Origin of the sequence: Brevundimonas sp. (assembly GCF_046295075.1) — a bacterium.
Classification (GTDB): Bacteria; Pseudomonadota; Alphaproteobacteria; order Caulobacterales; family Caulobacteraceae; genus Brevundimonas.
The window spans coordinates 1-26,790 of record NZ_JBKBOC010000011.1 but is presented as its reverse complement, the minus strand read 5'-3'; the positions used below and the strand labels follow the sequence as shown (position 1 = coordinate 26,790).

Sequence of the window (26,790 nt, the reverse complement as noted above, 5' to 3'; positions counted from 1 at the left end):
TCACGGCGACGGCTCCGGCGGGGACCGGCACGGTCGACATCCGCGTCACGACGGGCGGCGGGACCAGCGCGACCTCGGCGACGGATCAATATACCTATGTGGCGGCTCCGACCGTGACGGCGATCAGCCCGAGCTCGGGTCCGACGACGGGCGGGACGACGGTCGTCATCACCGGCACGCAGTTCAGCGGGGCGACGGCGGTGACCTTCGGCGCGACGGCGGCGACAGGCTTCACGGTCAACAGCGCGGCGCAGATCACGGCGACGGCTCCGGCGGGGACCGGCACAGTCGACATCCGCGTCACGACGGGCGGCGGAACCAGCGCGACCTCGGCGGCGGATCAATACACCTATGTGGCGGCCCCGGGGGTTCTGACCCAGCCTTCCAACCAGACGGCGGCCGCAGGCGCCACGGCGACTTTCACCGCCGCCGCTTCCGGCAGCCCGACCGTGCAGTGGCAGGAGTCCTTTGATGGCGGCGCCAGCTGGGCCGACATCACCGGCGCGACCTCGACCAGCTACACCACCCCCGCGACGACGATGGCCGACAACGGCAAACGCTTCCGCGCCGTGTTCACCAATGCGGGAGGAACGACCAACAGCAATGCGGCGACACTAACCGTCCAGGCGCCGACCATCACCGTCTCGCCGGCCACCTTGCCGAGTCCCTCCGTCGGCGCCGCCTACAGCCAGACGGTAACCGCCGGCGGCGGCACGGCGCCTTACAGCTACGCCGTGACCGCCGGGGCCTTGCCGACGGGCATGACCCTCAGCGCCGGTGGGGTGCTTTCGGGGACGCCGACGGCGGGGGGAACATTCAACTTCACCCTGACAGCGACAGACAGTTCGACCGGAGGCGGCGCGCCCTTCTCGGGCAGCCGCGCCTATACGGTGACGGTCGACGCCGCGACCATCACCGTCGCGCCGACGATTTTGCCGGCGGGCGGCGCGGGTTCGGCCTATAGTCAGACCCTGACGGCCAGTGGCGGCACGGCGCCCTACAGCTACGCCGTGACCGCCGGCGCCCTGCCGGCCGGTTTGACCCTGTCGTCCAACGGCGCCCTGTCGGGAACGCCGTCGTCGGGTGGCAGCTTCAACTTCACGGTCACCGCCACCGACGGTTCGACAGGTTCGGGTCCCTACAGCGGGTCACGCGCCTATACGTTGAGCATCGCCGCGCCGACCGTGATCCTCACGCCTGCGACCCTGCCCGCAGCGACCACCGGCGCCGCCTACAGCGAGACGGTGACGGCCGGCGGGGGCGTCGCGCCCTATAGCTATGCCCTCACGTCCGGCGCTCTGCCGGCCGGGGTTACGCTCGATGCGAACGGCCAAATCTCCGGGACGCCGTCCTCAGGCGGAATCTTCAACTTCACGATCACCGCCACCGACAGCGCGACAGGGGCCGGCCCCTACAGCGGCACGCGCGCCTATTCTCTGACGGTCAACGCGGCTGCACTGACCCTCGCGCCGGCCAGTCTATCTGGCGGTCAGTCGGGAGTCGCCTATAGCCAGACGCTCACTGCAGGGGGTGGCGTAGCGCCCTACAGCTATGCCGTCACGGCCGGCGCCCTGCCGATCGGCCTGACCCTCAACGCCTCGACGGGCGCGATCGACGGCACGCCGACGGCTCAAGGGACTTTCAACTTCACGGCGACCGCGACAGACAGTTCGACCGGCGCGGGACCGGTCTCGATCAGCCAAGCCTATTCCGTGGTCATTGCGGCGCCGACGATCGTCATCGCACCATCCATCTTGCCGGACGGCGCGCCCGGCGTCGCCTATAGCCAGACCTTGAGCGCCAGCGGCGGCACGGCGCCCTATACCTATACGATCAGCGCCGGCGCCCTGCCTGCGGGCCTCTCCCTGTCGTCCGCCGGCGCGCTTTCCGGCGTGCCAACGGCCTCGGGAAGCTTCAACTTCAGTGTCACAGCGACAGACGTGACGACGGGAGCTGCCGCGCCCTATGCGGGCGACCGCGCCTATACGCTGGTCATCGGCGCGCCGACTGTCACGGTCGATACCGCCGCCTTGCCAGCGGCGACGGTGGCCGTCGCCTACAGCCAGGCTCTTGCGGCCAGCGGCGGCACAGCGCCTTACAGCTTCGCCGTCACGGCCGGGGCGTTGCCGGGCGGCGTCAGCCTATCGTCTGCTGGCGTACTCAGTGGTTCGCCGACGCAAGGGGGCGGTTTCGCCTTCACCGTGACGGCGACGGACTCTTCAAGCGGATCCGGGCCGTTCAGCGGCAGCCGCGCCCTGACCCTGACCGTTAATGCGCCCAGCATCGCCATAACGCCGGCGACTTTGCCGAACGCGACCGCCGGTGCAACCTATAGCGCGACGGTCTCTGCGAGCGGGGGCGCCGCGCCCTACAGCTACGCGGTGACTGCCGGAGCCTTGCCGGCCGGCGTCAGCTTGGCGTCGGACGGCACGCTGTCTGGCACGCCGACGTCGGGGGGAGTTTTCAACTTTACGATCACGACGACCGACAGTTCGACCGGAGCCGGCGCGCCCTTCACGGCCAGCCGCGCCTATGCGTTGACGGTTGGGGCGGCCACGATCGCGATCACGCCGACGACTTTGCCTGCGGGTCAGGTCGAGGTGAGCTATACTCAGGGGCTTTCGGCCTCGGGCGGGACGGCGCCTTACGCTTTCGCCATCACAACCGGAGCCTTGCCATCTGGGCTGACTCTTTCGACGGCCGGTATTCTGTCCGGCACGCCGACGGCCTCGGGAATCTTCAACTTCAGCATCACGGCGACCGACACTTCAGGCGGTTCCGGTCCGTTCTCGGGAACCCAGGCCTATGCCCTGGTCATCGCGGCGCCCAATCCGCCGGTCGCGGGGAATGTCTCGACGACGGTGAACTACAGCTCGACCAACAACCCGATCACGGCGACGTTGTCCGGCGGGACGGCCGACAGCGTGACCGTGGCGACCAGCCCGGCTCACGGCGTCGTCACCGTCAGCGGACTAGGCTTCCTCTACACGCCCGCTGCCGGCTATTTCGGCGCCGACAGCTTCACCTATACGGCCAGCAACGGCGGCGGCGCTTCGGCGCCTGCCACGGTCAGCATCACTGTGGGTACGCCGCCTGCGCCGATTACGGCCAGCGTTTCAGGCGTGTCGATCCCCTACGCGAGCCCCGGCTTGGCGATCGATCTGTCGGGGTCCATCAGCGGCGTTTACGACAGCGTCGCCGTGGCCACCGCGCCGGCTCACGGAACGGTCAGCGTCTCCGGCGCCGTGGCGACCTATCGGCCTGCAGCGAACTATTTCGGCCCGGATAGCTTCAGCTTCACGGCCACCGGTCCCGGTGGAACCTCGTCTGCATCCACGGTGTCGCTTACGGTGACCACCCCTGCTCCGCCCACTGTCACCCCTCCGCCACCGATCGTCGTCCCGCCGGCAAGCGGCGGCGCGGCGCCGGTTTCGGTCGATTTGGGCGCCCGGACGCAGGGCGTAACGGACGGTTATCGCATCACCGTGGATGCGCGTTTCGGATCCGGCGTGATCACCTCGTCCGGCGCCACGACGACGTCCCAATCCGTCGGATCGAACGGGGCCGGCCCCCAGGCGACCGAGACTTTCCAACTGGTCTATACGCCCGCCGCCAACTTCATCGGCACGGACACGGTCACTGTGGTCGCCTTTGGACCGGGCGGCGATTCCGCACCGGCGACCTTCACCTTCCAGATCGCGGGCAAGGCGCCCGATTTGTCGGGCAGCGTGGCATCGAGCGGAACCCTGACGGTGTCGCCCACCGCGACACTGGTGGGCGGCCCATTCCAGGCGCTGCGGATCACCCGCCAGCCAGGATTCGGTACGGCGACGGTTCAAGGCTTGACCATCGTCTTCACCCCCGGCGCCGCCAATGGCGGATCGACCTCGCTGGACTATGTCATCGACCTGCCCTTCGGCTCTTCGGCGGCGGGTCGGCTCGACCTGACGGTCGGGCAGGTTCCGGCTTCGCAGACGCTGGTCGCCGATACGATCCAGGGCCGTCCGGTCACGGTTCGCATCAGCAACGCAGCAGGCGGTCCCTTCACGGCCGCTGCCGTCGCCTCGATTTCGCCGACCTCGGCGGGGTCGGCGGCGATCACCGGAACGGGTGGAACCTACGACCTGACCTTCACGCCGCAAGGGACGTTCTCCGGCCAGGCGGTGATCAGCTTCACCCTGACCAACGTCAGCGGAACCTCCACCGGAACCCTGACGGTGACGGTGGAGGAGCGACCGGATCCCTCGCTGGATCCCGACGTGCGGGGCATCGCCTCTGGTCAGATCACGGCCGCGCGCCGCTTCTCCGATACGCAGGTCGACAACTTCCAGAGCCGTCTGGAGGGCCTGCGCGATGGATCGAACGGATCGCGCAACGGCATGAGCCTGAACTTCGGCGCAGTCGGCGGGCAGGACGACCGTGATCCCCGCGTCGCCCTGAGGCGCCAGCTGGGTCAGGATCAGCGCCTGGATCCAGGCGCGCTGGGCGACGACCGCGACCGCGATATGCTGGGGCTGGACACATGGTCCGGGCGCGGCCGTCCGGTCGAACAGGCCTCAACCCAAACCGGCCTGCTGAATGCGGCGCCGGCCGGGCAGGGCGCTCCCGAGGGCGGCCGATCAATCGGAATCTGGACCTCAGGCTCGGTCGACTGGGGTCGTCAGGACGCCCAAGGTCTGCGCGATAGTCGCTTCACCACCCAAGGCGTCACGGCGGGCCTCGACGTTCGCCTTAACGACCATCTGATCGTGGGCGGCGGCCTGGGCTATGGCGAGGACAAGACGCGGATCGGCGACAACGGTTCGACCTCCAGAGGCAAGGCCACGACCGGCGCCCTCTATGCCAGTTGGCGACCGGCCGACGGCTGGTTCGTCGATGGCGTGGTCGGCCTATCCCGGCTCGACTTCGATAGCCGACGCTGGGTTGTGGGGCTGCTGGATGAGGCGGACGGCTATGCCGACGGCGAGCGGTCGGGCGACGTGAGCTTCGCCTCGGCCTCCGTCGGACGGACACTGCGTCGTCAGGGTCTTGCGGCGGACCTCTATGTCCGCCTGGAAGGCCGCGATATCGCTCTTGATGGTTTCACCGAGACCAGCGGCGGCCTGTCGGCCCTGACCTGGGATGCGCTGGATCAGAGCGGTCTGTCGGTCAACCTGGGCGCCTCCTGGCGGTGGATCATCGAAAGCCGTCGCTTCGGCGTCCTGCGGCCCGCCGCGCGTCTGGAATGGTCGCACGAGCTGGAGGACATCGAGACGCAAGGCGTTCGTTACGCTGACTGGGCCGCCAGCCCCACCTATCTGGTCCCGCTGGACGGTTGGTCACGCGACGCCCTGAACCTTGATCTCGGCGCCGAATGGTCGCTGAGCGACCGTCTGATGCTGAGCCTCGGCTATCGCGGTATGCTGGGCGACGCCAGCTCCAGCCATGGGGGACAGATCGGGCTCAAGTACGGCTGGTGATTTGGAGCGGGTTGCCGCCATGCGGCGGCTCGCAAGGCGCCCAAGCCAGATGAGGTAGGAACTGACACAGTTGTACACCCGCCAGGCGTCGCGCCGAACCCTCCAAGGCTGCACTTCAACATGTTTTGAGGTGTGCCATGATCACTTTTAGAAGAAGCGTAGCTGGCTCTGGCTGCTTCCGCCTCTTCGATAAAAAAGCGCGCGAAGATGTACAAGGTCGCGGGGCGAACACGGCGATCTCATAAGCTGCTAGGCAGTTTTACGGGAACCGTTGAGGCCATAAGTTGCTTTCAAGCACTAGCTTGAGGGGGGCGTATGGCAGCCGAAGGTGCGATCATGAGCGCGGGGTCGATCTGGACGCCCTATTGCGGTGTTGCGCCTGACTTCGGCGAGTGGCGATGGAACCTGGATCCGGTGTTGCTGGTGGTTCTGGCTGTCGCCACGGGTCTGATGGCGGTGAGGCTGGAGGGGCGGCGACGCGCCTTTGGGTTGGCGGCGATGGCTGTGCTGGCGGTGGGGTTCGTTTCGCCGTTGTGCGCGCTAAGTTCGGCGCTGTTCTCGGCGCGGACGGTGCATCACGTCTTGCTGGTCGGCGTGGCCGCGCCTCTGCTGGCCGGCGCTTTGCCGGTCAGGCGATATGGGTCGCTGTTGCTGGCGACGGCGGTTCAGGCGGTCATCTTCTGGGCCTGGCATGCTCCGGGGGCTTATGCCGCCGCCCTTTCCAATGATGGCGTCTATTGGGTGATGCAGATCAGCCTGCTGGCCAGCGCAGTCTGGTTCTGGGCCTGCGCGCGGGCGGCCACTGCGCCGGCGGCCGTCGTGGCGCTTCTGGCGGCGATGCTGGCGATGGGGCTGCTGGGAGCGGTGCTGACCTTTGCCGGTCAGGCCGTCTATGCGCCGCATGCCTATACGACCCTGGCCTGGGGCATGACGCCGCTGGAGGACCAACAGGCGGCCGGGCTGATCATGTGGGCGCCGGCGGCGGCGCTGTATCTGTTCGCAGCCCTGTGGCGGCTGGGTCGGATGATCGGGCCTGATGTCGAGGCGCGGGCGGCGTGATCGAGAAGCTTTTCACGCAACTGCTCGCATGGGCGGCGGGGCACCATGACGAGGGCCGGTATTCGCCCGTCGGCATCCTGTTTCACTGGGTCATGGCGGGGCTGGTGATCTTCCAGCTGGGCTGGGGCTGGTGGATGGGGCGTCAGCCGGTGGGCGGCGCGATGATGGCCGCCTATGACCTGCATTTCGCGGTCGGGGTGCTGATGCTGATCCTGGTGATCGGCCGGCTGTCGTGGCGGCTGCTGGCGCCCAATCTGATCAACGATGCGGACAAGCCGGGGTGGGAGAGCATGGCCGCACATGTGACCCACTATGTCTTTTACATCTGTCTGTTCGGCCTGCCGCTATCGGGCTGGGCCATGATTTCGGCGACGGATCGGACGCGTCAGCTGGAGACCTTGGGTTTCATCAAATGGCCGCTGCTGCCGCTTCAGGACCTGTCGAACACCCAGCTATGGGCGATCGAGGCGGCGGCGGAATGGATGCACTGGGGCCTGGTCGTGACCTTGCTGCTGATGATTCCGATCCACGCGGGCGCGGCGCTCAAGCACCATCTGATCGATAGGGACGACGTGTTTCACGCGATGCTGCCGGTCGTGCCGCTGCGTCAACGGAAGCGGACCCGGTGGCAGCGGCGCTGGCGGGCGCTGGAGAAGCGGGTTGCGTCGACAGCCAGGACGCTATGGCGCGGGCTTCTGGGTCCGAAAGCGATTTGACGGCGGCGGCCATGACCCCACGCGGATCGTTGCGGCGTTCGCCCGACTTCCACCGCTCGATCTGTTCCAGCGTATAGGCGGCGGGCTGGCCCGCGATCTGGGGATTGCCGCCCTGTCCCGATCCCTGACCGTCCGCGCCATGGCAGGAGGCGCAGGCGACGATGCCGCGCGAGGCGTCGCCATAGAGATAGATCGCAGGCGCGGGGGCTACGGCCGGCGTCTGGGTTTGTGGAACGGGCAGGGACGCATAGTAGGCCGCGACCTCGCGCCGGCCCTGCTGGTCCAGCGCCTTGGCGATTCGGGTCATGGCGTCGTCGGGGCGCAGGCCGGAGGCGTAATCTTCCATCTGCTTTTGCAGATAGCCGGCGTCGAGACCCGCCAGACGGGGCGCCGCCACGCCGTCTCCACCCCCGTCCAGACCGTGGCAGGTGAAACAGGCGTTGGCCGCGCCGCCAGCCCCGCCGCTCATGGCGATGACCTGGCCGTTTGCGGCGAACGCGCGATCCGTCTGGCCCGGCGTGGAATCGCAGGCGGCCAGGCCGGTCAGCAGGAGTAGGGCGGAAAGGGTGGCGCGCACGGCTGTGCAACACCTGCTTATGGCGGAGGTTCCGCATTGGATTTCGACAGGGCTCCATGTCGCAGTCGGGAACCTCCGTCCGGCAAGGGGATTGGTCGGGTGAAGCTTTGGGGGGCGGATGGGTTTTCGGACGACGGGTGAGGCGATGGGACGGCGGGTGACGGTCGGCGCGCTGGCGCTCGCCCTGTGCGCCTGCGTGGACAAGGCCGATCTGCCGCGACCGATGGTTCAGGCCGATCCGGTCGCCGGACTGGCGGTGATCGAGGAAGTCGGTTGCGCCGCCTGTCACAAGATTCCTGGCGTCGCCTGGCCCGAGGGACGGTCGGGCTCGAACCTGGCCGGTTTTGGCGCGCGGCCCCTGATCGCCGGACGCCTGCCGAACCAGCCCGATGTCCTGATCCGCTGGCTGATCGACGCGCCGTCGATGGACCCCGGAACCGCCATGCCGCCCATGCCCCTGACGCAAGACCAAGCCCGCGACGTCGCGGCCTATTTGTACACGCTCGATGAAGACTGAAGCTCCTCCCGGAATCGCCGGATGGCCGCCGCCCGTGCTCGACCCGGCCGGACCGTTCGCCGGACCGATCCAGACCGTGGCCTGGGTGCTGTTCGTCATGGCGGCGGTGGTCATGGTCGTCGTGCTGGTCGCGCTGGGCGTCGCCCTGTTCGGGCCGCGCAAGTGGAAGCGGCGGGTCGGGGGCGAGCGGCTGATCTGGATCGCCGGCCTGGTCTTTCCAGTGGTCGTTCTCACGGGCTTGCTGATCTACGGACTGACGACGACGGCGCGGGTCGCCGATGCGCCGAAGCCCGGCGAGATGCGGGTCCGGGTCACGGGCGAGATGTGGTGGTGGCGCGTCGCCTATCTGGACGACCAGGGCCGCGAGATCGTCCAGGACGCCAACGAGGTGCACATCCCCGCCGGTCAGCCGGTGGTGTTCGAGCTGGAAAGCGCGGACGTGATCCACAGCTTCTGGGTGCCGCGTCTGGGCGGCAAGACCGACATGATCCCCGGTCGCCGCAACTTCATGCGGCTGCAAGCCGATGCGCCCGGCACCTACGGCGGTCAGTGCGCCGAGTATTGCGGCGGGCCGCACGCCCTGATGGGGCTGGTGGTCGTGGCCCATGCGCCGGACGATTACGCCGCCTGGCTTGAGCGCCAGTCGCGGCCGGCCGCCGCCGTGCCGTCGGCGCAAGGGCCGCTGGCGCTCATCGACCAGGGGCGCAATGTCTTTAACGCCTCGGGCTGCGCCGCCTGCCACACCATTCGCGGGACCGAGGCGAACGGGCTGGCCGGCCCGGACCTGACCCATGTCGGATCGCGCCAGACCTTGGGCGCCGGTATTCTGCCGAACAATCAGGGGACGATGGCGGGCTGGATCTCGGACAGCCAGAGCCTGAAGCCGGGCAACCGGATGCCCTCCTATGCGGTCCTGTCGGGCCAGGACGTGCGCGCCGTCGCCGCCTATCTGGAAAGCCTGAAATGAGTTCGGAAACCGGGTTCGATCCCGAACTCTACAAACGCTTTCCCACGACCGAGGCCCGGCCCGAGGGCGAACTGGAGCAGCTCGAAGAGGTCTGGTGCGGCCCGCGTCGTCCGTGGGAGTGGATCACCGCGATCAACAACAACTACATCGGCGTCTATTACGTCGGCGCGGCCATGCTGTTCTTCGTGCTGGCGGGCGTGCTGGCCCTGCTGATGCGGACCCAGCTGGCCCTGCCGATGACGGGCTTCCTGGCGCAGGAGACCTACAACCAGATTTTCACCATGCACGGCACGGTGATGATGTTCCTGTTCGCCGTCCCGGCGGTCGAGGCGCTGGGCGTGCTGCTGCTGCCCCAGATGCTGGGCGCGCGCGACCTGCCGTTCCCGAGGCTCAGCGCCTACGCCTTCTGGGCCTATCTGGTCGGGGGGCTGTGCTTCTTCGCCTCGCTGTTCTTCGGCCTGGCGCCGAACGGCGGCTGGTTCATGTATCCGCCCCTGACCTCGACCACCTATTCGCCGGGGATCAACGCCGACTTCTGGCTGCTGGGCATCGGCTTCATCGAGATTTCGGCCATCGCCGGCGCCATCGAGATCATCGTCGGCGTGCTGAAGACCCGCGCGCCGGGCATGACGCTGGACAAGCTGCCGATCTTCGCCTGGGCCATGCTGATCTTCGCCTGCATGATCATCATCGCCTTCCCGTCGATCATCCTATCGACCCTGCTTCTGGAGCTGGAACGCGCGCTCGGCTGGCCCTTCTTCGATGCGGCCAAGGGCGGCGACCCCATGCTGTGGCAGCACCTGTTCTGGTTCTTCGGCCACCCCGAGGTCTACATCATCTTCCTGCCGGCGGCGGGGGCCATGTCGACCCTGATTCCGGCGGTCGCCCAGACCAAGCTGGTCGGCTATCGGCTGGTGGTCCTGGCCATGCTGGCGACGGGCTTCATCAGCTTCGGCGTCTGGGCGCACCACATGTTCACCACGGGCATGCCGCAAATCTCGATCAACTATTTCAGCGCGGCTTCCATGGCCGTCAGCGTGCCGGCGGGGGTGCAGGTCTTCGCCTGGATCGCCACCCTGGCGGCGGGCAAGATGCGGTTCAACACGCCCGGCCTGTTCGCGGTCGGCGGGCTGGTGATCTTCGTCATGGGCGGGCTGACCGGGGTGATGGTCGCCATGGTCCCGTTCGATTGGCAGGCCCACGACAGCTATTTCATCGTCGCCCACCTGCACTATGTCCTGATCGGCGGGATGGTCTTCCCCCTGTTCGCGGCTATCTACTACTGGACCCCGATGTCCAGCAGCCGGCCGCTGAGCGAGCGGTGGGGCAAGTGGATATTCTGGCTGATGTTTGTGGGTCACAACGTGACCTTCATGCCCATGCACCTGACTGGGCTGATGGGCATGCCGCGCCGGGTCTATACCTATCTGCCGGAGCGAGGCTGGGACCTGCCCAATATGATCTCGACCGTCGGCTCCTTCATGTTCGGCCTGGCGGTCCTACTGTGGGTCGTCGATATGATCCGCAACTTCCGCCCGTTCGGGAACAAGGACGCGGCCAATGTCTTCGGCGGGCCGGGGCTGGAGTGGCTGCCGTCCGGCCGGTATTCGCTGCGTTCGGTTCCGGTGATCAAGAGCCTGTATCCCGTCTGGGACCAGCCCGACCTGGCCCGCGATGTGGAGGCCGGCCGCTATTTCCTGCCAGGCGCGCCGCTTGGCGAGCGTGAGACGATGATCACCAGTCCGATCAACGCCGAGCCGCAATATCTGCAACGCATGCCCCGGCCGTCCAGCTGGTATGTGTGGGGCGCGATCTTCACGGCCGGCTTCTTCCTGATCCTGACGATCCAGGCCTATCTGGCGTCGGTCATCAGCAGCGTTCTGGCTATCTACTGCATCCTCAAATGGTGTTGGGGGCTGGACCGGCCCAGCGGCCCGGCGACGGTGGATGTGGGCGGCGGCGTGCGATTGCCGACGTATGTCTCCGGCCCCAGCAGTCATGGCTGGTGGGCCATGGTCATCACCCTGATCGTGTCGGGCATGGTCGCGATCATGGCGTGTTTCTCCTACGTCTTCCTGTGGAGCCGTCGGCCGGACCTGTGGCAGGCGCCGCCGGAAATCGGTTCGCTGCCGCTGACGCTGGGCCTGCTCGCAGCCGCCGGCGTCGGCGCCTGGGCGTCTCAAGGCGCACTGAAACTGGACCGGCCCCGCAGCGCCGGCATCGCCGCCGTCCTGATGCTGGCCGCGACCTTTGCGGCGGGCGGCGCCTTTGCGGCGGAGGCCTCGGCCTGGTGGAACTCGGGCCTGCGTCCCGACGCATCCAGCCAGGGCGCGACCGTCTATGCCCTCCTGGCCTGGCAGGGGACGTTCGTCGGTATCTCGCTTCTGATGGGACCGTTCGTCCTGCTCCGCTGGCTGTACGGCCTGGTGTCGTCACGCTACCCGGCGACCTTTGAAGTGGTCGCCCTGTTCGTGGCCTTCACGGCGGTTCAGGGGGCGGCGACGACCCTGCTGATCCGCCTGTTCCCGGGCGTAGGCGCATGAGGTTCTGGCTGCTGATGCTGGGCGGCCTGCTGATCTGGGCCGCCCACTTTATGGGCCTTTATCTGCTGTCGAGCGCCAGCGACGTGGCCCGCGACGACGCCGGGGCGTGGAACGGGGCAGGGCTGGTCTTCAGCATGATCTGTCTTTTGGTGATCGCCGGCCTGTGCTGGCGCTGCATCGTCGGGCTGCGAATGAAGCCGGCGGACGAAACCCGCGCCTTCGGCCTTCGACTGGCTGTCGCAGGCGGTCTGCTGGGCGGGATCGGCGTTGTGTTTCAGACCCTGGTGCTTCTCGCGCCAGTCTGAGTGACCGTCGGGCGGAAATGACGCGGCGCCGATATTCAAAGCGGGTGAACCATTTGGCGATCAGACGGTTAGCCAAGCTAGACTTCAGGAGAGGGCAAGCATGAGCACCCACGGACTATCAGGCGCGGTCATTCGACCGCTGCACGGCCTATTGCTGGCGTTTCCGATCGCCCTGTTCACCTTCGCCCTGTTCACCGACATCGCCTATCTGAAGACGGCCGAGATCCAGTGGACGAACTTCTCGGCCTGGCTGATCGCCGGCGCCCTGGTGTTCGGTGGCGTAGCGGGCGTCTTCTCCATCATCGATTTCGTTTTCGGCCGGTCGCGTCGCGCGCTGATCCATCTGGTCGCCCTGGCCCTGGCCTGGGTGCTGGGCCTGGTGAACGCCTTCAAGCACAGTCAGGACGCCTGGAGTTCGGTCGGCGCCTTTGGCGTGATCCTGTCGATCCTCTGCACAATCCTGGTCCTGGTCGCCGGCTGGACCGCCTATGCCGCGCGGGAGAGCGTCCGATGAACAAGAACCTGCTCGCCGCCAGCGCCGCGACCCTCGCCATGGCCCTGACCGTCGCCTCGTGCGGCAACGCCAGCGATCCCAAGCTGAACCAGACCGGCGCAACGCCCGACCTGCCCCAAGTCAACGAGACCCTGGTCCCGGCGATGAAGATCAGCCCGCCAGCAAACTGGAACGGCGAGACGCCGACCGTGCCGGCAGGCTTCACCGTCAGCGCCTTCGCCACCGACCTGAAGATTCCCCGCCAGATGCTGGTCCTGCCGAACGGCGACGTGCTGATCGCCGAGGGACGCGGCGGCCACGCCCCGCCCTTGCGGCCCAAGGACGTGATTGCCGGCGTGATCAAGAAGCAGGGCAACACCAAGATCGCCGGCGGCAACCGCATCACCCTGCTGCGCGACGCCAACAACGACGGCATCCCCGAACTGCGCACCGTCCTGGTCGAGAACCTGGATGCGCCCTACGGCCTGGCCTATGTCGATGGGTCTCTCTACGTGGCCGAGCAAGGCGCGCTGGTCCGTTTCGCCTTCCAGCCGGGCCAGACCGGCATCGCGACGCCGGCCCAGCGGGTCACCGAACTGCCTTCTCGGATCAACCACCACTGGACCAAGGCCCTGACCGTCAGCGCCGACGGGACCAAGCTCTATGTCGGCATCGGCTCCAACTCCAACATCGGCGAACGCGGCATGGCCGTGGAGGAAGAGCGAGCCGTGGTCTGGGAAATCGACCGGGCGACCGGCGCGCGCCGGACCATCGCCACCGGCATCCGCAATCCCACCGCCCTGGCGATCGAGCCGACGACCAGCCTGTTGTGGTCGGTGGTCAACGAGCGCGACGAACTGGGCCCGCAACTGGTGCCGGACTACCTGACCCAAGTGAAAGACGGAGCCTTCTATGGCTGGCCCTACAGCTATTGGGGTCAAAACCGCGACCCGCGCGTGATGCCGCAGAACCCCGAGATGGTCGCCAAGGCCATTGCGCCCGATTACGCCCTGGGTTCGCACGTCGCGGCGCTGGGCATCGACTTCGCGCGCAACGGCGGCTTCGGCGGTACGTTCGCCAACGGCGCCTTCATCGGCATGCACGGCAGCTGGAACCGCCAGGATCCGTCCGGCTACAAGGTGGCCTGGGTGCCCTTCAACGGCGGTCGCCCCGCCGGCCCGCCGGTCGATTTCGCCACCGGCTTCCTGAAGAACGGCGAGGCGCGCGGCCGCCCGGTCGGCGTGGCCTTCGACCCGAACAAGCGCGTGCTTCTGGTCGCCGACGACCTGTCCAACACGGTGTGGCGCATCGCTCCGACACGCTGAACGAAAAGCGGCTCACCCAATCGTTTGGGTGAGCCGTCGGTTTCGAGCGCCAGCTGGACCTAGCGTCCAGATGAGTTTGAATGCAATGCCATTATGTCTTCAGGTAAGAGGCGTGTTTTCGAGCGACGCTCGGCTCAAGGCGTGAAGTCGATGGTGCGTTCAAATGGGGCATCCACCGCCCGACCGCGTTCCATGATCGGCGTCACTTCCGCGCCGTCCATCAGGGCCAGCGCCGCTTCACCAAAGCCTAGACCCGGACGCGTTTCTTCCAGAACGACGCAGTCCGTGACATGGCCCGACGCCAGCGCCGTGCAGCGCAGACGAACGCTGAACCGCTCGTTGGAGGCCTGCGGTGCAAAAGTCTGCTCCACAGCGGCCTTGGGCGCGGCGTACAAGGCGGCGTCCTTGAGCATGGGCGCAGTCGGGGCGCCCAAAAGAGTCGTGATCAGGGTCAGGCTAAGGGTCAGGGTCATAACAGGCCTCGTTCGCCTTCTATTAAGATTTGAGATCGACCTCTGTTCCCTGAAAGCTGGAAAACCCGACACGCTGCGTCAGAAAAAACACACCGCTATCGCGTGGTGGGCTCAAAACGGTCTGAGGCTGGCTTGGCGGTTGTCGCACAGGGTCTTCAGCCACGTGCGCACCGTGCGCATGCGGGCGGTGTCGTGAACATCTCTGTGGGTGGCCAGCCAGAACCGCCGCTCGATCAGGATGGACGATAGGACGCGCACCAGACCTTCGGCCAGGAAGCAGGGCAGGACGCCGATGCCGCCGCCGCCCGCGATGATCTCCTTCTGGGCGCGGATCGAGGACGAGGCGACGTGGGGCGTCAGGCCGGGGCGCACCTCGTCCAGGTATCGCAGTTCGGGCGCATAGATCAGGTCGTCGATATAGCCGACGATGTCGAAGGCGGTCAGGTCGTCGACGGTCTGAGGCGCGCCGTGCTGCGCCAGATGGTCGGGCGAGGCGTAGAGGGCCAGCTGATAGGGCGTCAGCGGCTCGACGATCAGCCGCGCGGCGTCGGGCGCGGCCAGGGTGATCGCCATGTCCACCTCGCGCCGGGTCGGCGACAGGAAGCCGGAGGTCGCCGCCAGTTCAATCCGCAGGCCGGGGCTGGTGTGGCGCAAGGCGGGCAGGGCGGGGGCCACGATGCTGACGCCGAAGCCTTCCGAGGCGCTGATGCGCACGACGCCGGCCAAGGTGTCGGCCTGGGTCACGCGGGCGGCGGCCTCCATCGCGCTTTCGGCCTCCAGCCCCATGTCCAGCAACTGGGTGCCGGCCGCCGTCAGCTGAAGGCCGGTGGTGGACCGGACGACGAGGGTGGACTTCAGCGTGCTTTCCAGCCGCGCCACGCGTCGCCCGACGGTGGCCGCATCGACGCCCAGGCGCACGGCCGCGCCGCCCAGCGATCCCGCCCTTGCGGCGGCGATGAAGATGCGAAGGTCGTCCCAGTCGAACATCGCCAATGATCCTGTCATGCAAAAATGCAGAAAGCTGGCTGCAATTTTGCATTATCAACCTTGGCGCCGGGGTGATAGCCATAGGCGAACAAAAGAACGATCAGGGAGATCAGGCCATGCGCGACATCCGCCACTTCATCGACGGTGCGGCCTTCGACGGCGCGTCCGGGCGTTTCGGCGACGTGTTCGATCCCAACACCGGCGAGGTCCAGGCGCGCGTGCAGCTGGCGACGACCGGTGAGGTCGATCGGGCGGTGCAGGCGGCGCAGAACGCCTTCGACGGCTGGGCCAGCACCAATCCCCAGCGCCGGGCCCGCGTCATGTTCGACTTCAAACGCCTGGTCGAGGCGCGGATGGATGAACTGGCCGAACTGCTGTCGTCCGAGCATGGCAAGGTCATCGCCGACTCCAAGGGCGACATCCAGCGCGGGCTGGAGGTGATCGAATTCGCCTGCGGCATCCCCCACGCTCTGAAGGGTGAATACACGCAAGGCGCGGGCCCGGGCATCGACGTCTATTCGATGCGCCAGCCCCTGGGCGTGGTCGCGGGCATCACCCCGTTCAACTTCCCCGGCATGATCCCGATGTGGATGTTCGGCGTGGCCATCGCGGTCGGCAACACCTTCGTGCTGAAGCCGTCCGAGCGGGATCCGTCCCTGCCGGTGCGTCTGGCCGAACTGATGCTGGAGGCAGGCGCGCCCAATGGCGTGCTGAATGTGGTGCATGGCGACAAGACGGCGGTCGACGCCATCCTGACCCATCCGCTGGTTCACGCCGTCAGCTTCGTCGGCTCGTCCGACATCGCCCATTATGTCTACCAGACCGGCGCCGCCAACCATAAGCGGGTCCAGGCTATGGGCGGGGCCAAGAACCACGGCATCGTCCTGCCTGACGCGGACATGGACCAGGTGATCAAGGACCTGTCGGGCGCCGCCTATGGCTCGGCCGGCGAACGCTGCATGGCCCTGCCGGTGGTGGTGCCGGTCGGCAAGAAGACCGCCGACGAACTGCGCGAGCGGATGGTGGCGGAAATCCCGTCGATGCGGGTCGGCGTCTCGACCGACGCCGGCGCCCATTATGGCCCCGTCGTCACCGCCCAGCACCGCGACCGCATCGCCGGCTGGATCGAGAAGGGCGTTCAGGAAGGCGCCGAACTGGTCGTCGATGGCCGCGACTTCAGCCTGCAGGGACACGAGAAGGGCTATTTCATCGGCCCGTCGCTGTTCGACCATGTGAAGCCGGAGATGTCGTCCTATCAGGAGGAGATCTTCGGCCCGGTGCTGCAGATCGTGCGCGCCGAGACCTTCGAAGAGGCGCTGGCCCTGCCGTCGAACCACCAGTACGGCAACGGCGTCGCCATCTTCACCCAGAACGGTCGCGCGGCGCGCGACTTCGCCGCCCGGGTCAATGTCGGCATGGTCGGCATCAATGTGCCGATCCCGGTGCCGGTCGCCTATCACACCTTCGGCGGCTGGAAGCGCTCGGCCTTCGGCGACATCAACCAGCACGGCATGGAGGGCGTCCGCTTCTGGACCAAGACCAAGACCGTCACGGCCCGCTGGCCGGACTCGGCGCTGGAGCATTCGGACAGTTCGTTCGTCATTCCGACGATGCGCTGAGGTCGCCATGGATTTCGCCCTTACCGACGACCAGCGCGCCATTCAGGACGCGGCCCGCGCCTTTTCCGACGCCGAACTGGCGCCCCATTCGGCCCGCTGGGACGAGGACAAGCATTTCCCCGTCGATGTGATGAAGCAGGCGGCCGAAATGGGTTTCTGCGGCATATACACCGGCGAAGAGCACGGCGGCATGGCCCTGGGCCGGGTCGAGGCGGCGCTGATCTTTGAAGAGCTGTCGCGCGGCGACGTGGCGACGGCGGCCTTCATCTCGATCCACAATATGGCGACGTGGATGATCGACCGGTTCGGGTCGGATGAGTTGCGCGGGCGGTTCGTGCCGGATCTGGTCGGCATGGACAAGATCGCCTCCTATTGCCTGACGGAGCCGGGTTCCGGCTCCGACGCGGCGGCGCTGCGGACCACGGCGGTGCGCGACGGCGACCACTATGTGCTGAACGGGTCCAAGGCCTTCATCTCGGGCGCGGGGACCAGCGACCTGTATGTCGTCATGGTCCGCACGGGCGGGGAGGGCGCTAAGGGCGTGTCCGCCATCGTCGTCGAGGCTAGGACGCCCGGTCTGTCGTTCGGCGCGCAGGAGCGGAAGATGGGCTGGAACGCCCAGCCGACCGCCATCGTCCAGTTCGACGACTGCCGCGTGCCGGTCTCCAATCTGCTGGGCGAGGAAGGCGCGGGCTTCCGCTACGCCATGGCCGGGCTGGACGGCGGGCGGCTGAACATCGCCGCCTGTTCGCTGGGCGGTGCGCGGCTGGCGCTGGAGACGGCTCAGGATTACGTGGCCACGCGCAAGCAGTTCGGTCGTCCGATCGGCGAGTTCCAGGCGTTACAGTTCCGCCTGGCGGACATGGCGACGGACCTTGAGGCGGCGCGGCTGATGGTGCTGCGCGGCGCCTGGGCCATCGACACCGATCATCCGGAAAAGACCAAATGGTGCGCCATGGCCAAGCGGCTGGCCACCGACGCCTGTTTCCAGATCGCGGATGAGGCCCTGCAACTGCACGGCGGCTACGGCTATCTGAGGGATTATCCGCTGGAACGGATCGTTCGGGATCTGCGGGTTCACCGCATCCTGGAAGGGACCAACGAGATCATGCGCGTGATCATCGCGCGGGAGATGGCGCGATGAGCGAAGCCGAGGTCATCACCCGCATCGAAAACGGCGTCGGCCGCATCACCTTGAACCGGCCCAAGGCGATCCATGCGCTGAACCGGTCGATGTGCGAGGCGATGATTGCGGCGCTTTTGGAGTGGCGTTCGAATCCCTCCGTCTCCTCCATACTCATCGACCATGCAGGCGAGCGCGGCTTCTGTGCGGGAGGCGACATCCGCATGATCGCGGACAGCGGGGCGGGCGACGGCGTGGACGCCAAGGCCTTCTTCCTGGCCGAATACCGGCTGAACGCCCTGATGTTCGGCTATCCCAAGCCGATCGCCGCCATCGTTGACGGCATCGTCATGGGCGGCGGGGTCGGGATTTCGGAACCGGCGGATGTCCGCATCGCCACTGAACGCACCACCTACGCCATGCCGGAGACGGGCATCGGCCTGTATCCCGAGGTCGGGGGCGGGTGGTTCCTGCCGCGTCTGCCGGGCCAAACCGGCGTCTGGATCGGCCTGACGGGCGCGCGGCTGAAGGCGGCTGATACGGTGGCCTTGGGCATCCACTCCCATTTCGTGCCGAGCGACGGTGTCGAGGCGTTGAAGGCCGATCTGCTGGCCGAGGCCGCCGATCCGGCTGCGGTTGCCGCCCGTCATGCGAAGGACGCCGGGCCTGCGCCTCTGGCCGTCCATCGCGAAGCCATCGACCGTCTGTTCGCCTTCGACACTGTCGAGGACATCTTCGCGGCGCTGGAGGCGGACGGGTCGGATTGGGCTCTGGCGCAACTGGCGACGCTGAAGACCAAGTCGCCGACCTCGCTGAAGGTGACGCTGCGCCACATCCGTGAGGGGGCGAAGGCGGCGTCGTTCAGCGCCAACATGGCGGTCGAATACGCCGTCAGCGGCCGGATCGGCGCGACCCACGACTTCCAGGAAGGCGTGCGGGCCGTGATCGTGGACAAGGACAATGCGCCCAAATGGTCCCCGGCGGACCTGTCGGGCGTTACGGATGCGACGCTGGACGCGCTGTTCGCGCCCCTGCCGGACAATGAAAAATGGACGCCGCTGGCCTGACCGCGACGCCGACACAGGGAGAGAGACCATGACAAAGATCGCCTTCATCGGCCTGGGAAACATGGGCGGCGGCATGGCCGCCAACCAGGCCAAGGCCGACCATGCGGTGGCCGCCTTCGACCTGTCGGCGCAGGCGCTGGAGCGGGCCAGCGCAGCCGGCTGCGTTGCGGCGGCTTCGGTCGCCGAGGCCGTCAAGGATGCTGAGGTCGTCATCACCATGCTGCCGGCCGGGCCGCATGTGCTGAAGGTCTATTCGGAACAGATTATAGGCGCGGCGCCGTCGTCGGCCCTCTTGTTGGACTGCTCGACCATCGACGTGGAAACCGCGCGCAAGGTCGCCGGTCTGGCCAAGGCCGCCGGTTACGCCTTCGCCGACGCCCCGGTGTCGGGCGGCACGGCGGCGGCGGATGCGGGCACCCTGGCCTTCATGGTCGGCTGCGACGAGGGCGACTTCGCGCGTGTCGAGGCGGCGCTTGAGCCCATGAGCCGGATCACCATCCGCGCCGGCGATCATGGTGCTGGGCAGGCGGCCAAGATCTGCAACAACATGCTGCTGGGCATTTCCATGCTGGGCACCTGCGAAGCCATCGCGTTGGCCGAAAAGCTGGGCTTGGATCCCGAACGTTTCTTCGAGATTGCGTCCAAGTCGTCGGGCCAGTGCTGGAGTGTCACCAGCTACTATCCCTGGCCCGGACCGGTGCCGACCGCGCCGTCGAACCGCGACTATCAGGGCGGTTTCGCCACGGCCATGATGCTGAAGGATCTGAAACTGGCCCAGGATGCGGCGGCCAAGTCGGGCGCCTCCACGCCGTTGGGCGCCCAGGCCGAGGCCATGTACGCCCTGTTCGACGGCATCGGTCACGGCGGTCGCGACTTTTCGGCCATGCTGCAGATGCTGCGCGGCCGGCTGTCGGATCTGAATCCCGCCTGATCAAGGTCGACCGATGATAACGCCCGCGCCCGTCGATGGTGCGGGCGTCATCGTGTTCGGCGGTCGATTCGACCAGCGCATCGCCAGTGCGACCAAGCCGCGCGCCGCAGCGTGGCCGTGGGGGCGGCGGTCACGCCCTCCGCCGTAAAAATCCAGTGTCCACAACGGCTTGTCTGAAGGTCCGTCTTCACCGGGCGTTTCCGATGACCAAGCTTCGCTGAAAAATAGCCCGAAATGCGGCCGAACATGGCTTGCGGCTCACATTGCTCCTGTGTCATGTAACCGCTTACATCATCTATCGACGGATCTTCGAGAAGGGGCCGGGACGGTAGGGAGCAGGGAGAATCCGATTGGACATGGCTGCGCCCAGCGTTGCGTCTGCACGGCAGGAAGGACCGCCTTTCGCCAAGGCCGCCACCATGCGCGACGTAGCCGAGCGCGCCCAGGTGTCGGTGGCTTCCGTCTCGCGCGTGCTGAACGGACTGGGCGTGACGTCGGACGCGACGCGCCAGCGCGTTCTCGATGCCGTCGAGGACCTTCGCTATGTGCCGCACTTCGGCGCCCGCAGCCTCTCGACCAGCAAGAACGACACGATCGGCGTCATCCTGCCCGACCTGTTCGGCGAGTTCTTCTCCGAGCTGATCCGCGGCATGGACCTGGCCGCGCGCGCCCACGGCAAGCATCTGATCGTCTCCAGCTCTCATGATGGCGCCGACGATACCCTGGCGGCAGTCCGGTCGATGCGGGGCCGGGTGGACGGCATGATCGTGCTGTCGCCCCATCTGGGCGCCGCGAACCTGGCGTCCGAGTTCGCCGGGCGCATGCCTGTGCTGCTGATGAACGGCGGAACGGCCGATGCGGGACGCGCCGCCATCATGATCGACAACTACGGGGGCGCCGTCGGCGCTGTCGAACATCTGATCGCCACAGGACGCCGTCGCATCGCCCACATCCGCGGCGCCGCCGGCAATGTCGAGGCCGATACGCGCGCGGACGGCTATGCCGCAGCGTTGGACGGCCATGAACCCATCATCGTCGAGGGCGACTTCTCCCAGGCCTCGGGCCACCGCGCCGCGACCCAGTTGCTGGCCATGCCTGAGCGGCCCGACGCCGTCTTCGCCGCCAACGACATGATGGCCGTCGGCGCCCTGCTGGCCTTCCAGGAAGCCGGCGTGCGCTGCCCCGAGGACATCGCCGTCATCGGGTTCGACGACGTGCCCATCGCCGCCCTGATGCGGCCCGCGCTCACCACCATGCGCGTCAATATCGCTGAAATCGGCCGAAGGGGCGTCGAACGCCTGATCGGTCTCGTCCAGGCCGGCCCGAACGCCGACGCCACGGACACCGCTTGCGAAATCGTTCGGCCGATCTTGGTCGAACGCCAATCCACCGCGGCGGCATCGTCCGCCAGGTTCAACAAAGGGTAGGTCCAGCCATGTCGCCGCAAACCGATCCCATCAGGAGGGGAGAGCTCAGGATGAACCAGTTCAACACGCGTAAGGCAGCCTTGGCCGCCGCATCGGCCATCGCCATCAGCATGGCGTTCGTCGGCGCCGCCCAGGCGCAGAACGCAACGACGACGCTCCGTGGCGCCGTCTTCGACGGCCAGACAGTCGAGGCCGGCGCGACGGTCGTCGCCACCGAAGTCTCCACCGGCTACGCGACCCGCTCGCGCGTAGGCGCAGACGGCCGCTATGTCCTTTCGGGCCTGCGTCCCGGCACCTATCGGGTGCAGGTGACCAGCGCCGACGGCCAGACGGCGGAAGAAACCGTCACCCTGTCCCTGGGCCAGGTCGGCACGCTGAACCTGGACGTGGCCGCAGCAGCCACGACCGGCGCAGCGACGAACGGCGCGACCGAGCTGGGCGAGATCGTCGTCACCGGCCGCCGCGTCTTCGAGGTTCGCACGCCCGAGGTCGCCACCAATGTGACGCAGCAGCAGATCAACAACCTGCCGCAGATCAGCCGCAACTTCCTGAACTTCGCCGCTCTGGCGCCCGGCCTGCGCGTGACCGAAGATGACACGGAACGGACCATCTCGGCAGGCGGCCAGACCGCCCAGGCCATCAACGTCTTCATCGACGGTCAGAACCGCAAGTCGCTGATCAGCGACGGTGGCGTCGCCGGCCAGGACGACAGCCGCGGCACGCCGTTCCCGCAGGGCGCTGTGCAGGAATTCCGCGTCATCAGCCAGAACTTCAAGGCCGAGTACGAACAGGCGGGTTCGGCCATCGTCACGGCCGTGACCCGCTCGGGCACCAACGAGTTCCACGGCGACGCCTTCGTCTTCTACCAGAACCCTGACTGGGTCGCCCAGGATCAGATTTCCGAGCGTCGCGGTGCCGAAAAGGCCCCGGTGCGTCGTCTGCAGTACGGCGCCAGCCTGGGCGGCCCGATCATTCAGGATCGGCTCCACTTCTTCGGCGCCTATGAGCGCAAGGACGAGGAGCGCGTGTCTCAGTCCTTCCTGAACCGCACCGAGTACAATGACTTCTTCGCCGGCGATCTTGGCACTGTCTCTACGCCCTACGAGCAGGATGTCTTCTTCGGCAAGCTGTCGTGGCAGGTCGATGACCGCCAGCGCGTTGAACTCAGCACCGAGTACAAGACGGAAGAGGATATCCGCGGCGCCGGCGGCCAGAACGCGCCTAGCCGTGCGGCTCGCAACAATGGCGAGACCCAAGCCTTCAACCTCCGTCACCAGTTCCAGGGTCAGCGCTTCCTGAACGAGTTCGCGATCGATTATCTGAAATCGAGCTACGAACAGTCCGTGATCAACGGCGGCGATTACGGCCGCGAGTACGTCATCTTCCGCGATGACGTCGCTGACGATGAGACTGACCCGAGCACGCTCGGATTCCAATACAACGTGAACAACCGCGACTCGACGGTCTTCACGGCGGGCGGCCGAGCCGATGCTCAATTCCTGGAGCAGAAGAGCCTGACGATCCGCAACGACCTGACCATTCCGGATTTGGAATGGATGGGCACGCACACGATCAAGATCGGTGCGAAATATTCGATGCAGAACTATTTCGTGCAGAAGGATTTCGGGCGTAACCCGACCTTCATCTACGACATCGAAGGCCGGTCCGAGATCAACGGCAGCCAGACGATCCCCGTCGCCGTGAACCTGGGCGTCGCCGTTCCGCCGGCCGACGTCGATAACAACGTCCTTGGCCTTTATATCCAGGACGACTGGCAGATCACGGACAAGCTGGAAATCAACCTCGGTATCCGCTGGGACTACGAGGACAATGCGGTCAACAACGACTACCGCACCCCAGACTCCATCCGGGACATGCTGGCGGCGATCCAGAACCTGCCGGGTTACGACTTCCCGTCCTACTTCAACCCGTCGGACTATATTTCCGATGGTGATCGCAAGGCGTTCAAGGGCGCCTTCCAGCCGCGCTTCGGCTTCTCTTACGATGTGTACGGGGACGAACGGACAGTGATCTTCGGCGGCGCCGGCCGCTATTATGATCGGGTTGGTTTCAACTTCGCCTTCGACGAGCGGTTCAAGCCGTTCCAGCTGAACAAAACGATCTACTTCTCCAACACCGGCGGTCCGGCTGGCGGACAGAACACGATTGCTTGGGACCCGGCCTATCTGACTGCGGAAGCGCTGGATCCTCTGCTGGCCGCCGCCCCCGGCGCTGGCGAGGTCTTCCTTGTCCAGAACGATTTCGAACCGCCCCGCACGGATCAGTTCAATATCGGCGTACGCCAGAAGTTTGGTCGCTGGCAGACGGCGCTGACCCTTGCGGCGGGTCACACCGAAGGTGAATCGGCCTGGTATATCGCCAATGCCCTGACGGAGACGGACGGCCGCTTCAACGGACCTAGCCCGACGTCGGTCGGCTACTCGCAGTTCCGTAACTCCATCTTCTTCCAGAGCACGGACAAGGAACGGGACTACAAGGCGATCTACTTCACCGCCGACAAGCCTTACAACGCCGAGGATCGCTGGGGCTTCAATCTCGCCTACACCTATATGGATGCGACCCAGAACGGCAGCCGCGACAACGGCTATGGCGCGTTCGATTTCGATTACAACACGCCGGAACTGTCGCCTGAATACCGGTCGTCTTCGGACGAACGCCACCGGATCGTGGCGTCCGGCACGCTTGGCCTGCCCGCCGACTTCCTGCTGTCGGGCATCGTCACTCTGGGTTCGGGCCTGCCCTACAACATCAACGACTGCCCGGATGCGCCGGCCGGCGGCCCCAACATCTGCTGGAATGCGGGCAACCCTGAAAAGCGCGCATTCTTGCCGGGGCTGAACTTCGCCTATCGCCAGGTCGATCTGCGCCTCACCAAGGGCTTCGACGTCTTCGGCGGACAGCGGGTCGAGTTCATCGCCGACGCGATCAACATCTTCAACTTCACCAACTACAGTTCGTTCGACACCGGCTTCAACAGCCCACGCTACGGTGCGGGAACCGGGGTTTTCCTGCCGACCCGCAGCTTCCAGGTGGGTCTGCGTTACTCCTTCTAAAAACCTGAGCCTGGGCCGTCTTCCGCTTGTCGGAAGGCGGCCTTTCTTTTTTGATTTCAGTAAAACAGTGAGCGTGCCCATGAACCGCCGAAACTTTCTGATGCGAACGACGGCTGGAGCGGCCGCGGTGGCGGTCGGGGTTCCGGTGGGGGCGGTGGCGCAGCAGGCGGTGACGGGGGCTGTGAACGGGACGGAGCGGCGGCCCTTGAGGCTGGATCGTGAGATCGCCGAGCTTCAGGAACGCACCTTCCGCTGGTTCGAGAAGGTCACGGATCGGCGCACGGGCCTGACGCCGGATCGCTGGCCGACGCCGTCCTTCTGTTCGGTGGCGGCGGTGGGGTTCGCCCTGACCTGCTGGCCCGTAGGCGTCGAGCGCGGCTGGATGAGCCGGGCCGAGGCGCGCGAGCGGACCCTGACCACGCTGCGGTTCTTCCATGACTTGCCGCAGGGACCCGAGGCGACCGGCACGGCGGGGCACAAGGGCTTCTTCTATCATTTCCTAGACATGGAGACCGGGCTGCGGTTCGCGCAGAACGAGCTGTCCACCGTCGATACGGCCTTGCTGATCGGCGGCATGCTGTTCGCCGCCCGTTATTTCGACGGCCGCCATGCCGACGAGGCGGAAATCCGTCAGAAGGCCCAGGCCATCTACGAACGGATCGAATGGCCGTGGGCCGTGATCCGAGACAACCGCATCACCATGGGCTGGCATCCCGAGAGCGGCTTCATTCCCTCGGACTGGCACGTCTATAACGAGGGCATGCTGTTGCTGCTGCTGGCCGTGGGCAGCCCGACCCATCCTGTGTCGGTCAATGTCTGGCACGAATGGGCCGCCAGCTACGACGAGAGCTGGACCGACCGTTGGGGCAGCTGGCATCTGAACTTCGCGCCCATCTTCGGGCATCAGTACAGCCATATGTTCATCGACTTCCGCGGCATTCAGGACGCCTGGATGCGGGGTCAGTCGATTCAGCTGGGCGAGCCACTGGACTATTTCGAGAACAGCCGCCGCGCCGTCTATGCGCAGCAGAAATACGCCCATGACAATGTCGCGGGCTGGGCCGGCTATTCGTCCGAGGTCTGGGGGCTGACGGCCTGCGACGGGCCGGGCGACTTCAAACAGGTCATCGACGGCAAGGAGCGCGAGTTCTTCAGCTATTCCGCGCGCGGGCCGGGCGAGCGCGACGACGGCACCATCGCACCGACGGCCGCCGTCGGCTCCATTGCCTTCGCGCCCGAGATCGTCGTGCCCTGCGTCAAGGCGATGAAGCAGAAATACGGGTCGGGCATCTATACCGAGTGGGGCTTCCTCGACAGCTTCAACCCGACGCTGACGGTGCGCGACGGGCCGCTGCAGCACGGCAAGATCGTGGACGGCGTCGGCTGGGTGGACGGCGACTATCTGGGCATCGACCAGGGGCCTATCGTCATCATGACCGAGAACCACCGATCCGACTTCGTCTGGCGCTATATGCGCGGCGAGCCCAATATCCGTCGCGGCCTGGAAATCGCAGGCTTCACCGGCGGATGGCTGAACGCATGACGCAGACCACCCATAGGCGCGCCGCCTTGGCCCTGATGGCGGGAGGGGCGGCTGCGGCCTGCACCCCGCGCCGGTCGGGCGAGACCGTGCTGCGCTTTTGGGCCATGGGCAATGAGGGCGGGACGGTCGGCCAGTTGATGCCCGAGTTCGAGCGCCGTCATCCCGGCGTCCGGGTTTCGGTCCAGCCTCTGCCGTGGACGGCGGCGCATGAGAAGCTGCTGACCGCCTACGCCGGGGCGTCGCTGCCGGACGTCAGCCAGATCGGCAACACCTGGGTGGCGGAGCTGAGCGCCATTGGGGCCTTGTCGCCGACCCCACCCGAAGCCGCCGACCTGCTGACCGACCAGTTCCCGGCGGTGCTGGAGACCAACCAGATCGCCGGCCGGGCCATGACCACCCCCTGGTATGTGGACACCCGGCTGCTGTTCTATCGCAAGGATCTGCTGGCCCGCGCGGGCTTCGACGCGCCGCCGCAGGACTGGGCCGAGTGGAAGCGGGCCATGCACGGGGTCAAGCGGGCGGCGGGCGGCGACAACTACGCCATCCTGCTGCCGCTGAACGAGTTCGAGCAACTGCTGACCTTCG

General features: G+C 66.7%; 19 protein-coding genes and 1 pseudogene. 17 read left to right on the top strand and 3 right to left on the bottom strand.

Annotation, left to right across the window (positions count from 1 at the left end; all coding sequences use genetic code 11):
• From ACK4MH_RS09985 to ACK4MH_RS09975, 3 genes are all read left to right on the top strand, one after another.
• Nucleotides 1–5,459: putative Ig domain-containing protein (locus tag ACK4MH_RS09985; protein WP_409717581.1), on the top strand; the 5,459-nt coding region annotated here is incomplete at its 5' end.
• Between the two features lie 336 nt (nucleotides 5,460–5,795).
• Nucleotides 5,796–6,518, top strand: coding sequence for a cytochrome c oxidase assembly protein (locus tag ACK4MH_RS09980; RefSeq protein ID WP_409717578.1), 723 nt, complete (start codon nucleotides 5,796–5,798; stop codon nucleotides 6,516–6,518).
• Entirely contained in the window at nucleotides 6,515–7,234 is a 720-nt protein-coding gene (locus tag ACK4MH_RS09975; RefSeq protein WP_409717575.1) for a cytochrome b, read from the top strand. The genes ACK4MH_RS09980 and ACK4MH_RS09975 overlap by 4 nt, the downstream gene beginning before the upstream one ends.
• A 7-nt stretch (nucleotides 7,235–7,241) precedes the next feature.
• Here the strand turns inward: ACK4MH_RS09975 and ACK4MH_RS09970 are convergent.
• A pseudogene (locus ACK4MH_RS09970) lies at nucleotides 7,242–7,703 on the bottom strand (c-type cytochrome); the annotation flags it as partial.
• Between the two features lie 226 nt (nucleotides 7,704–7,929).
• Here ACK4MH_RS09970 and ACK4MH_RS09965 point away from each other — a divergent pair.
• The 6 genes from ACK4MH_RS09965 (at nucleotide 7,930) to ACK4MH_RS09940 (ending at nucleotide 13,961) form a co-directional block, all read left to right on the top strand.
• On the top strand, nucleotides 7,930–8,328 hold the full coding sequence (locus ACK4MH_RS09965) for a c-type cytochrome (protein ID WP_135193308.1): 399 nt from the start codon (nucleotides 7,930–7,932) through the stop codon (nucleotides 8,326–8,328).
• The gene (gene coxB, locus ACK4MH_RS09960) at nucleotides 8,318–9,295 is read left to right on the top strand and encodes a cytochrome c oxidase subunit II (protein WP_409717572.1); all 978 of its coding nucleotides are present in this window, start codon (nucleotides 8,318–8,320) and stop codon (nucleotides 9,293–9,295) included. The genes ACK4MH_RS09965 and coxB overlap by 11 nt, the downstream gene beginning before the upstream one ends.
• Nucleotides 9,292–11,838, top strand: a complete 2,547-nt coding sequence (ctaD, locus tag ACK4MH_RS09955; RefSeq protein WP_409717569.1) for a cytochrome c oxidase subunit I — start codon at nucleotides 9,292–9,294, stop codon at nucleotides 11,836–11,838. The genes coxB and ctaD overlap by 4 nt, the downstream gene beginning before the upstream one ends.
• Nucleotides 11,835–12,143, top strand: a complete 309-nt coding sequence (locus tag ACK4MH_RS09950; protein ID WP_409717566.1) for a hypothetical protein — start codon at nucleotides 11,835–11,837, stop codon at nucleotides 12,141–12,143. Before ctaD ends, ACK4MH_RS09950 begins: the two co-directional genes overlap by 4 nt.
• 100 nt (nucleotides 12,144–12,243) lie before the next feature.
• The gene (locus tag ACK4MH_RS09945) at nucleotides 12,244–12,657 is read left to right on the top strand and encodes a DUF2231 domain-containing protein (RefSeq protein ID WP_409717563.1); all 414 of its coding nucleotides are present in this window, start codon (nucleotides 12,244–12,246) and stop codon (nucleotides 12,655–12,657) included.
• A complete protein-coding gene (locus ACK4MH_RS09940; RefSeq protein WP_409717560.1) occupies nucleotides 12,654–13,961 on the top strand; it encodes a PQQ-dependent sugar dehydrogenase in 1,308 nt (435 codons plus the stop codon). Before ACK4MH_RS09945 ends, ACK4MH_RS09940 begins: the two co-directional genes overlap by 4 nt.
• A gap of 134 nt (nucleotides 13,962–14,095) precedes the next feature.
• On the opposite strand, the gene ACK4MH_RS09935 is transcribed toward ACK4MH_RS09940, so the two are convergent.
• Nucleotides 14,096–14,434, bottom strand: coding sequence for a TonB family protein (locus tag ACK4MH_RS09935; protein ID WP_409717557.1), 339 nt, complete (start codon nucleotides 14,432–14,434; stop codon nucleotides 14,096–14,098).
• A 111-nt stretch (nucleotides 14,435–14,545) separates the two neighbouring features.
• The gene (locus tag ACK4MH_RS09930) at nucleotides 14,546–15,421 is read right to left on the bottom strand and encodes a LysR family transcriptional regulator (RefSeq protein ID WP_409717554.1); all 876 of its coding nucleotides are present in this window, start codon (nucleotides 15,419–15,421) and stop codon (nucleotides 14,546–14,548) included.
• Nucleotides 15,422–15,537: 116 nt separating this feature from the next.
• Between ACK4MH_RS09930 and ACK4MH_RS09925 the strand changes: the two genes are divergently transcribed.
• The 8 genes from ACK4MH_RS09925 to ACK4MH_RS09890 form a co-directional block, all read left to right on the top strand.
• Nucleotides 15,538–17,040 (top strand): CoA-acylating methylmalonate-semialdehyde dehydrogenase, encoded by a 1,503-nt coding sequence (locus ACK4MH_RS09925; protein ID WP_409717551.1) that lies wholly within the window; start codon nucleotides 15,538–15,540, stop codon nucleotides 17,038–17,040.
• A 7-nt stretch (nucleotides 17,041–17,047) separates the two neighbouring features.
• A complete protein-coding gene (locus ACK4MH_RS09920) occupies nucleotides 17,048–18,184 on the top strand; it encodes an isobutyryl-CoA dehydrogenase (RefSeq protein ID WP_409717548.1) in 1,137 nt (378 codons plus the stop codon).
• Complete coding sequence (locus tag ACK4MH_RS09915; protein ID WP_409717545.1) at nucleotides 18,181–19,230, top strand: enoyl-CoA hydratase/isomerase family protein; 1,050 nt, start codon at nucleotides 18,181–18,183, stop codon at nucleotides 19,228–19,230. Before ACK4MH_RS09920 ends, ACK4MH_RS09915 begins: the two co-directional genes overlap by 4 nt.
• Nucleotides 19,231–19,258: 28 nt before the next feature.
• The gene (mmsB, locus tag ACK4MH_RS09910) at nucleotides 19,259–20,161 is read left to right on the top strand and encodes a 3-hydroxyisobutyrate dehydrogenase (protein WP_409717542.1); all 903 of its coding nucleotides are present in this window, start codon (nucleotides 19,259–19,261) and stop codon (nucleotides 20,159–20,161) included.
• Between the two features lie 419 nt (nucleotides 20,162–20,580).
• Nucleotides 20,581–21,588 (top strand): LacI family DNA-binding transcriptional regulator, encoded by a 1,008-nt coding sequence (locus tag ACK4MH_RS09905; RefSeq protein ID WP_409717539.1) that lies wholly within the window; start codon nucleotides 20,581–20,583, stop codon nucleotides 21,586–21,588.
• Nucleotides 21,589–21,638: 50 nt separating this feature from the next.
• Complete coding sequence (locus tag ACK4MH_RS09900) at nucleotides 21,639–24,662, top strand: TonB-dependent receptor domain-containing protein (protein WP_409717536.1); 3,024 nt, start codon at nucleotides 21,639–21,641, stop codon at nucleotides 24,660–24,662.
• A gap of 79 nt (nucleotides 24,663–24,741) precedes the next feature.
• Nucleotides 24,742–26,205, top strand: coding sequence for a glucoamylase family protein (locus ACK4MH_RS09895; protein WP_409717534.1), 1,464 nt, complete (start codon nucleotides 24,742–24,744; stop codon nucleotides 26,203–26,205).
• Nucleotides 26,202–26,790: extracellular solute-binding protein (locus tag ACK4MH_RS09890; protein ID WP_409717532.1), on the top strand; the 589-nt coding region annotated here is incomplete at its 3' end. The genes ACK4MH_RS09895 and ACK4MH_RS09890, both read left to right, overlap by 4 nt.

What these genes read in the sequence shown, in the direction of transcription:
- ACK4MH_RS09925 (WP_409717551.1), top strand. Translation starts at nt 15,538, where the DNA reads ATGCGCGACATCCGCCACTTCATCGACGGTGCGGCCTTCGACGGCGCG.
- ACK4MH_RS09935 (WP_409717557.1), bottom strand. Translation starts at nt 14,434, where the DNA reads ATGACCCTGACCCTTAGCCTGACCCTGATCACGACTCTTTTGGGCGCC.
- ACK4MH_RS09895 (WP_409717534.1), top strand. Translation starts at nt 24,742, where the DNA reads ATGAACCGCCGAAACTTTCTGATGCGAACGACGGCTGGAGCGGCCGCG.
- coxB (WP_409717572.1), top strand. Translation starts at nt 8,318, where the DNA reads ATGAAGACTGAAGCTCCTCCCGGAATCGCCGGATGGCCGCCGCCCGTG.
- ACK4MH_RS09945 (WP_409717563.1), top strand. Translation starts at nt 12,244, where the DNA reads ATGAGCACCCACGGACTATCAGGCGCGGTCATTCGACCGCTGCACGGC.
- ctaD (WP_409717569.1), top strand. Translation starts at nt 9,292, where the DNA reads ATGAGTTCGGAAACCGGGTTCGATCCCGAACTCTACAAACGCTTTCCC.
- ACK4MH_RS09915 (WP_409717545.1), top strand. Translation starts at nt 18,181, where the DNA reads ATGAGCGAAGCCGAGGTCATCACCCGCATCGAAAACGGCGTCGGCCGC.
- mmsB (WP_409717542.1), top strand. Translation starts at nt 19,259, where the DNA reads ATGACAAAGATCGCCTTCATCGGCCTGGGAAACATGGGCGGCGGCATG.
- ACK4MH_RS09920 (WP_409717548.1), top strand. Translation starts at nt 17,048, where the DNA reads ATGGATTTCGCCCTTACCGACGACCAGCGCGCCATTCAGGACGCGGCC.
- ACK4MH_RS09980 (WP_409717578.1), top strand. Translation starts at nt 5,796, where the DNA reads ATGAGCGCGGGGTCGATCTGGACGCCCTATTGCGGTGTTGCGCCTGAC.
- ACK4MH_RS09900 (WP_409717536.1), top strand. Translation starts at nt 21,639, where the DNA reads ATGAACCAGTTCAACACGCGTAAGGCAGCCTTGGCCGCCGCATCGGCC.
- ACK4MH_RS09905 (WP_409717539.1), top strand. Translation starts at nt 20,581, where the DNA reads ATGCGCGACGTAGCCGAGCGCGCCCAGGTGTCGGTGGCTTCCGTCTCG.
- ACK4MH_RS09965 (WP_135193308.1), top strand. Translation starts at nt 7,930, where the DNA reads ATGGGTTTTCGGACGACGGGTGAGGCGATGGGACGGCGGGTGACGGTC.
- ACK4MH_RS09940 (WP_409717560.1), top strand. Translation starts at nt 12,654, where the DNA reads ATGAACAAGAACCTGCTCGCCGCCAGCGCCGCGACCCTCGCCATGGCC.
- ACK4MH_RS09930 (WP_409717554.1), bottom strand. Translation starts at nt 15,421, where the DNA reads ATGTTCGACTGGGACGACCTTCGCATCTTCATCGCCGCCGCAAGGGCG.
- ACK4MH_RS09950 (WP_409717566.1), top strand. Translation starts at nt 11,835, where the DNA reads ATGAGGTTCTGGCTGCTGATGCTGGGCGGCCTGCTGATCTGGGCCGCC.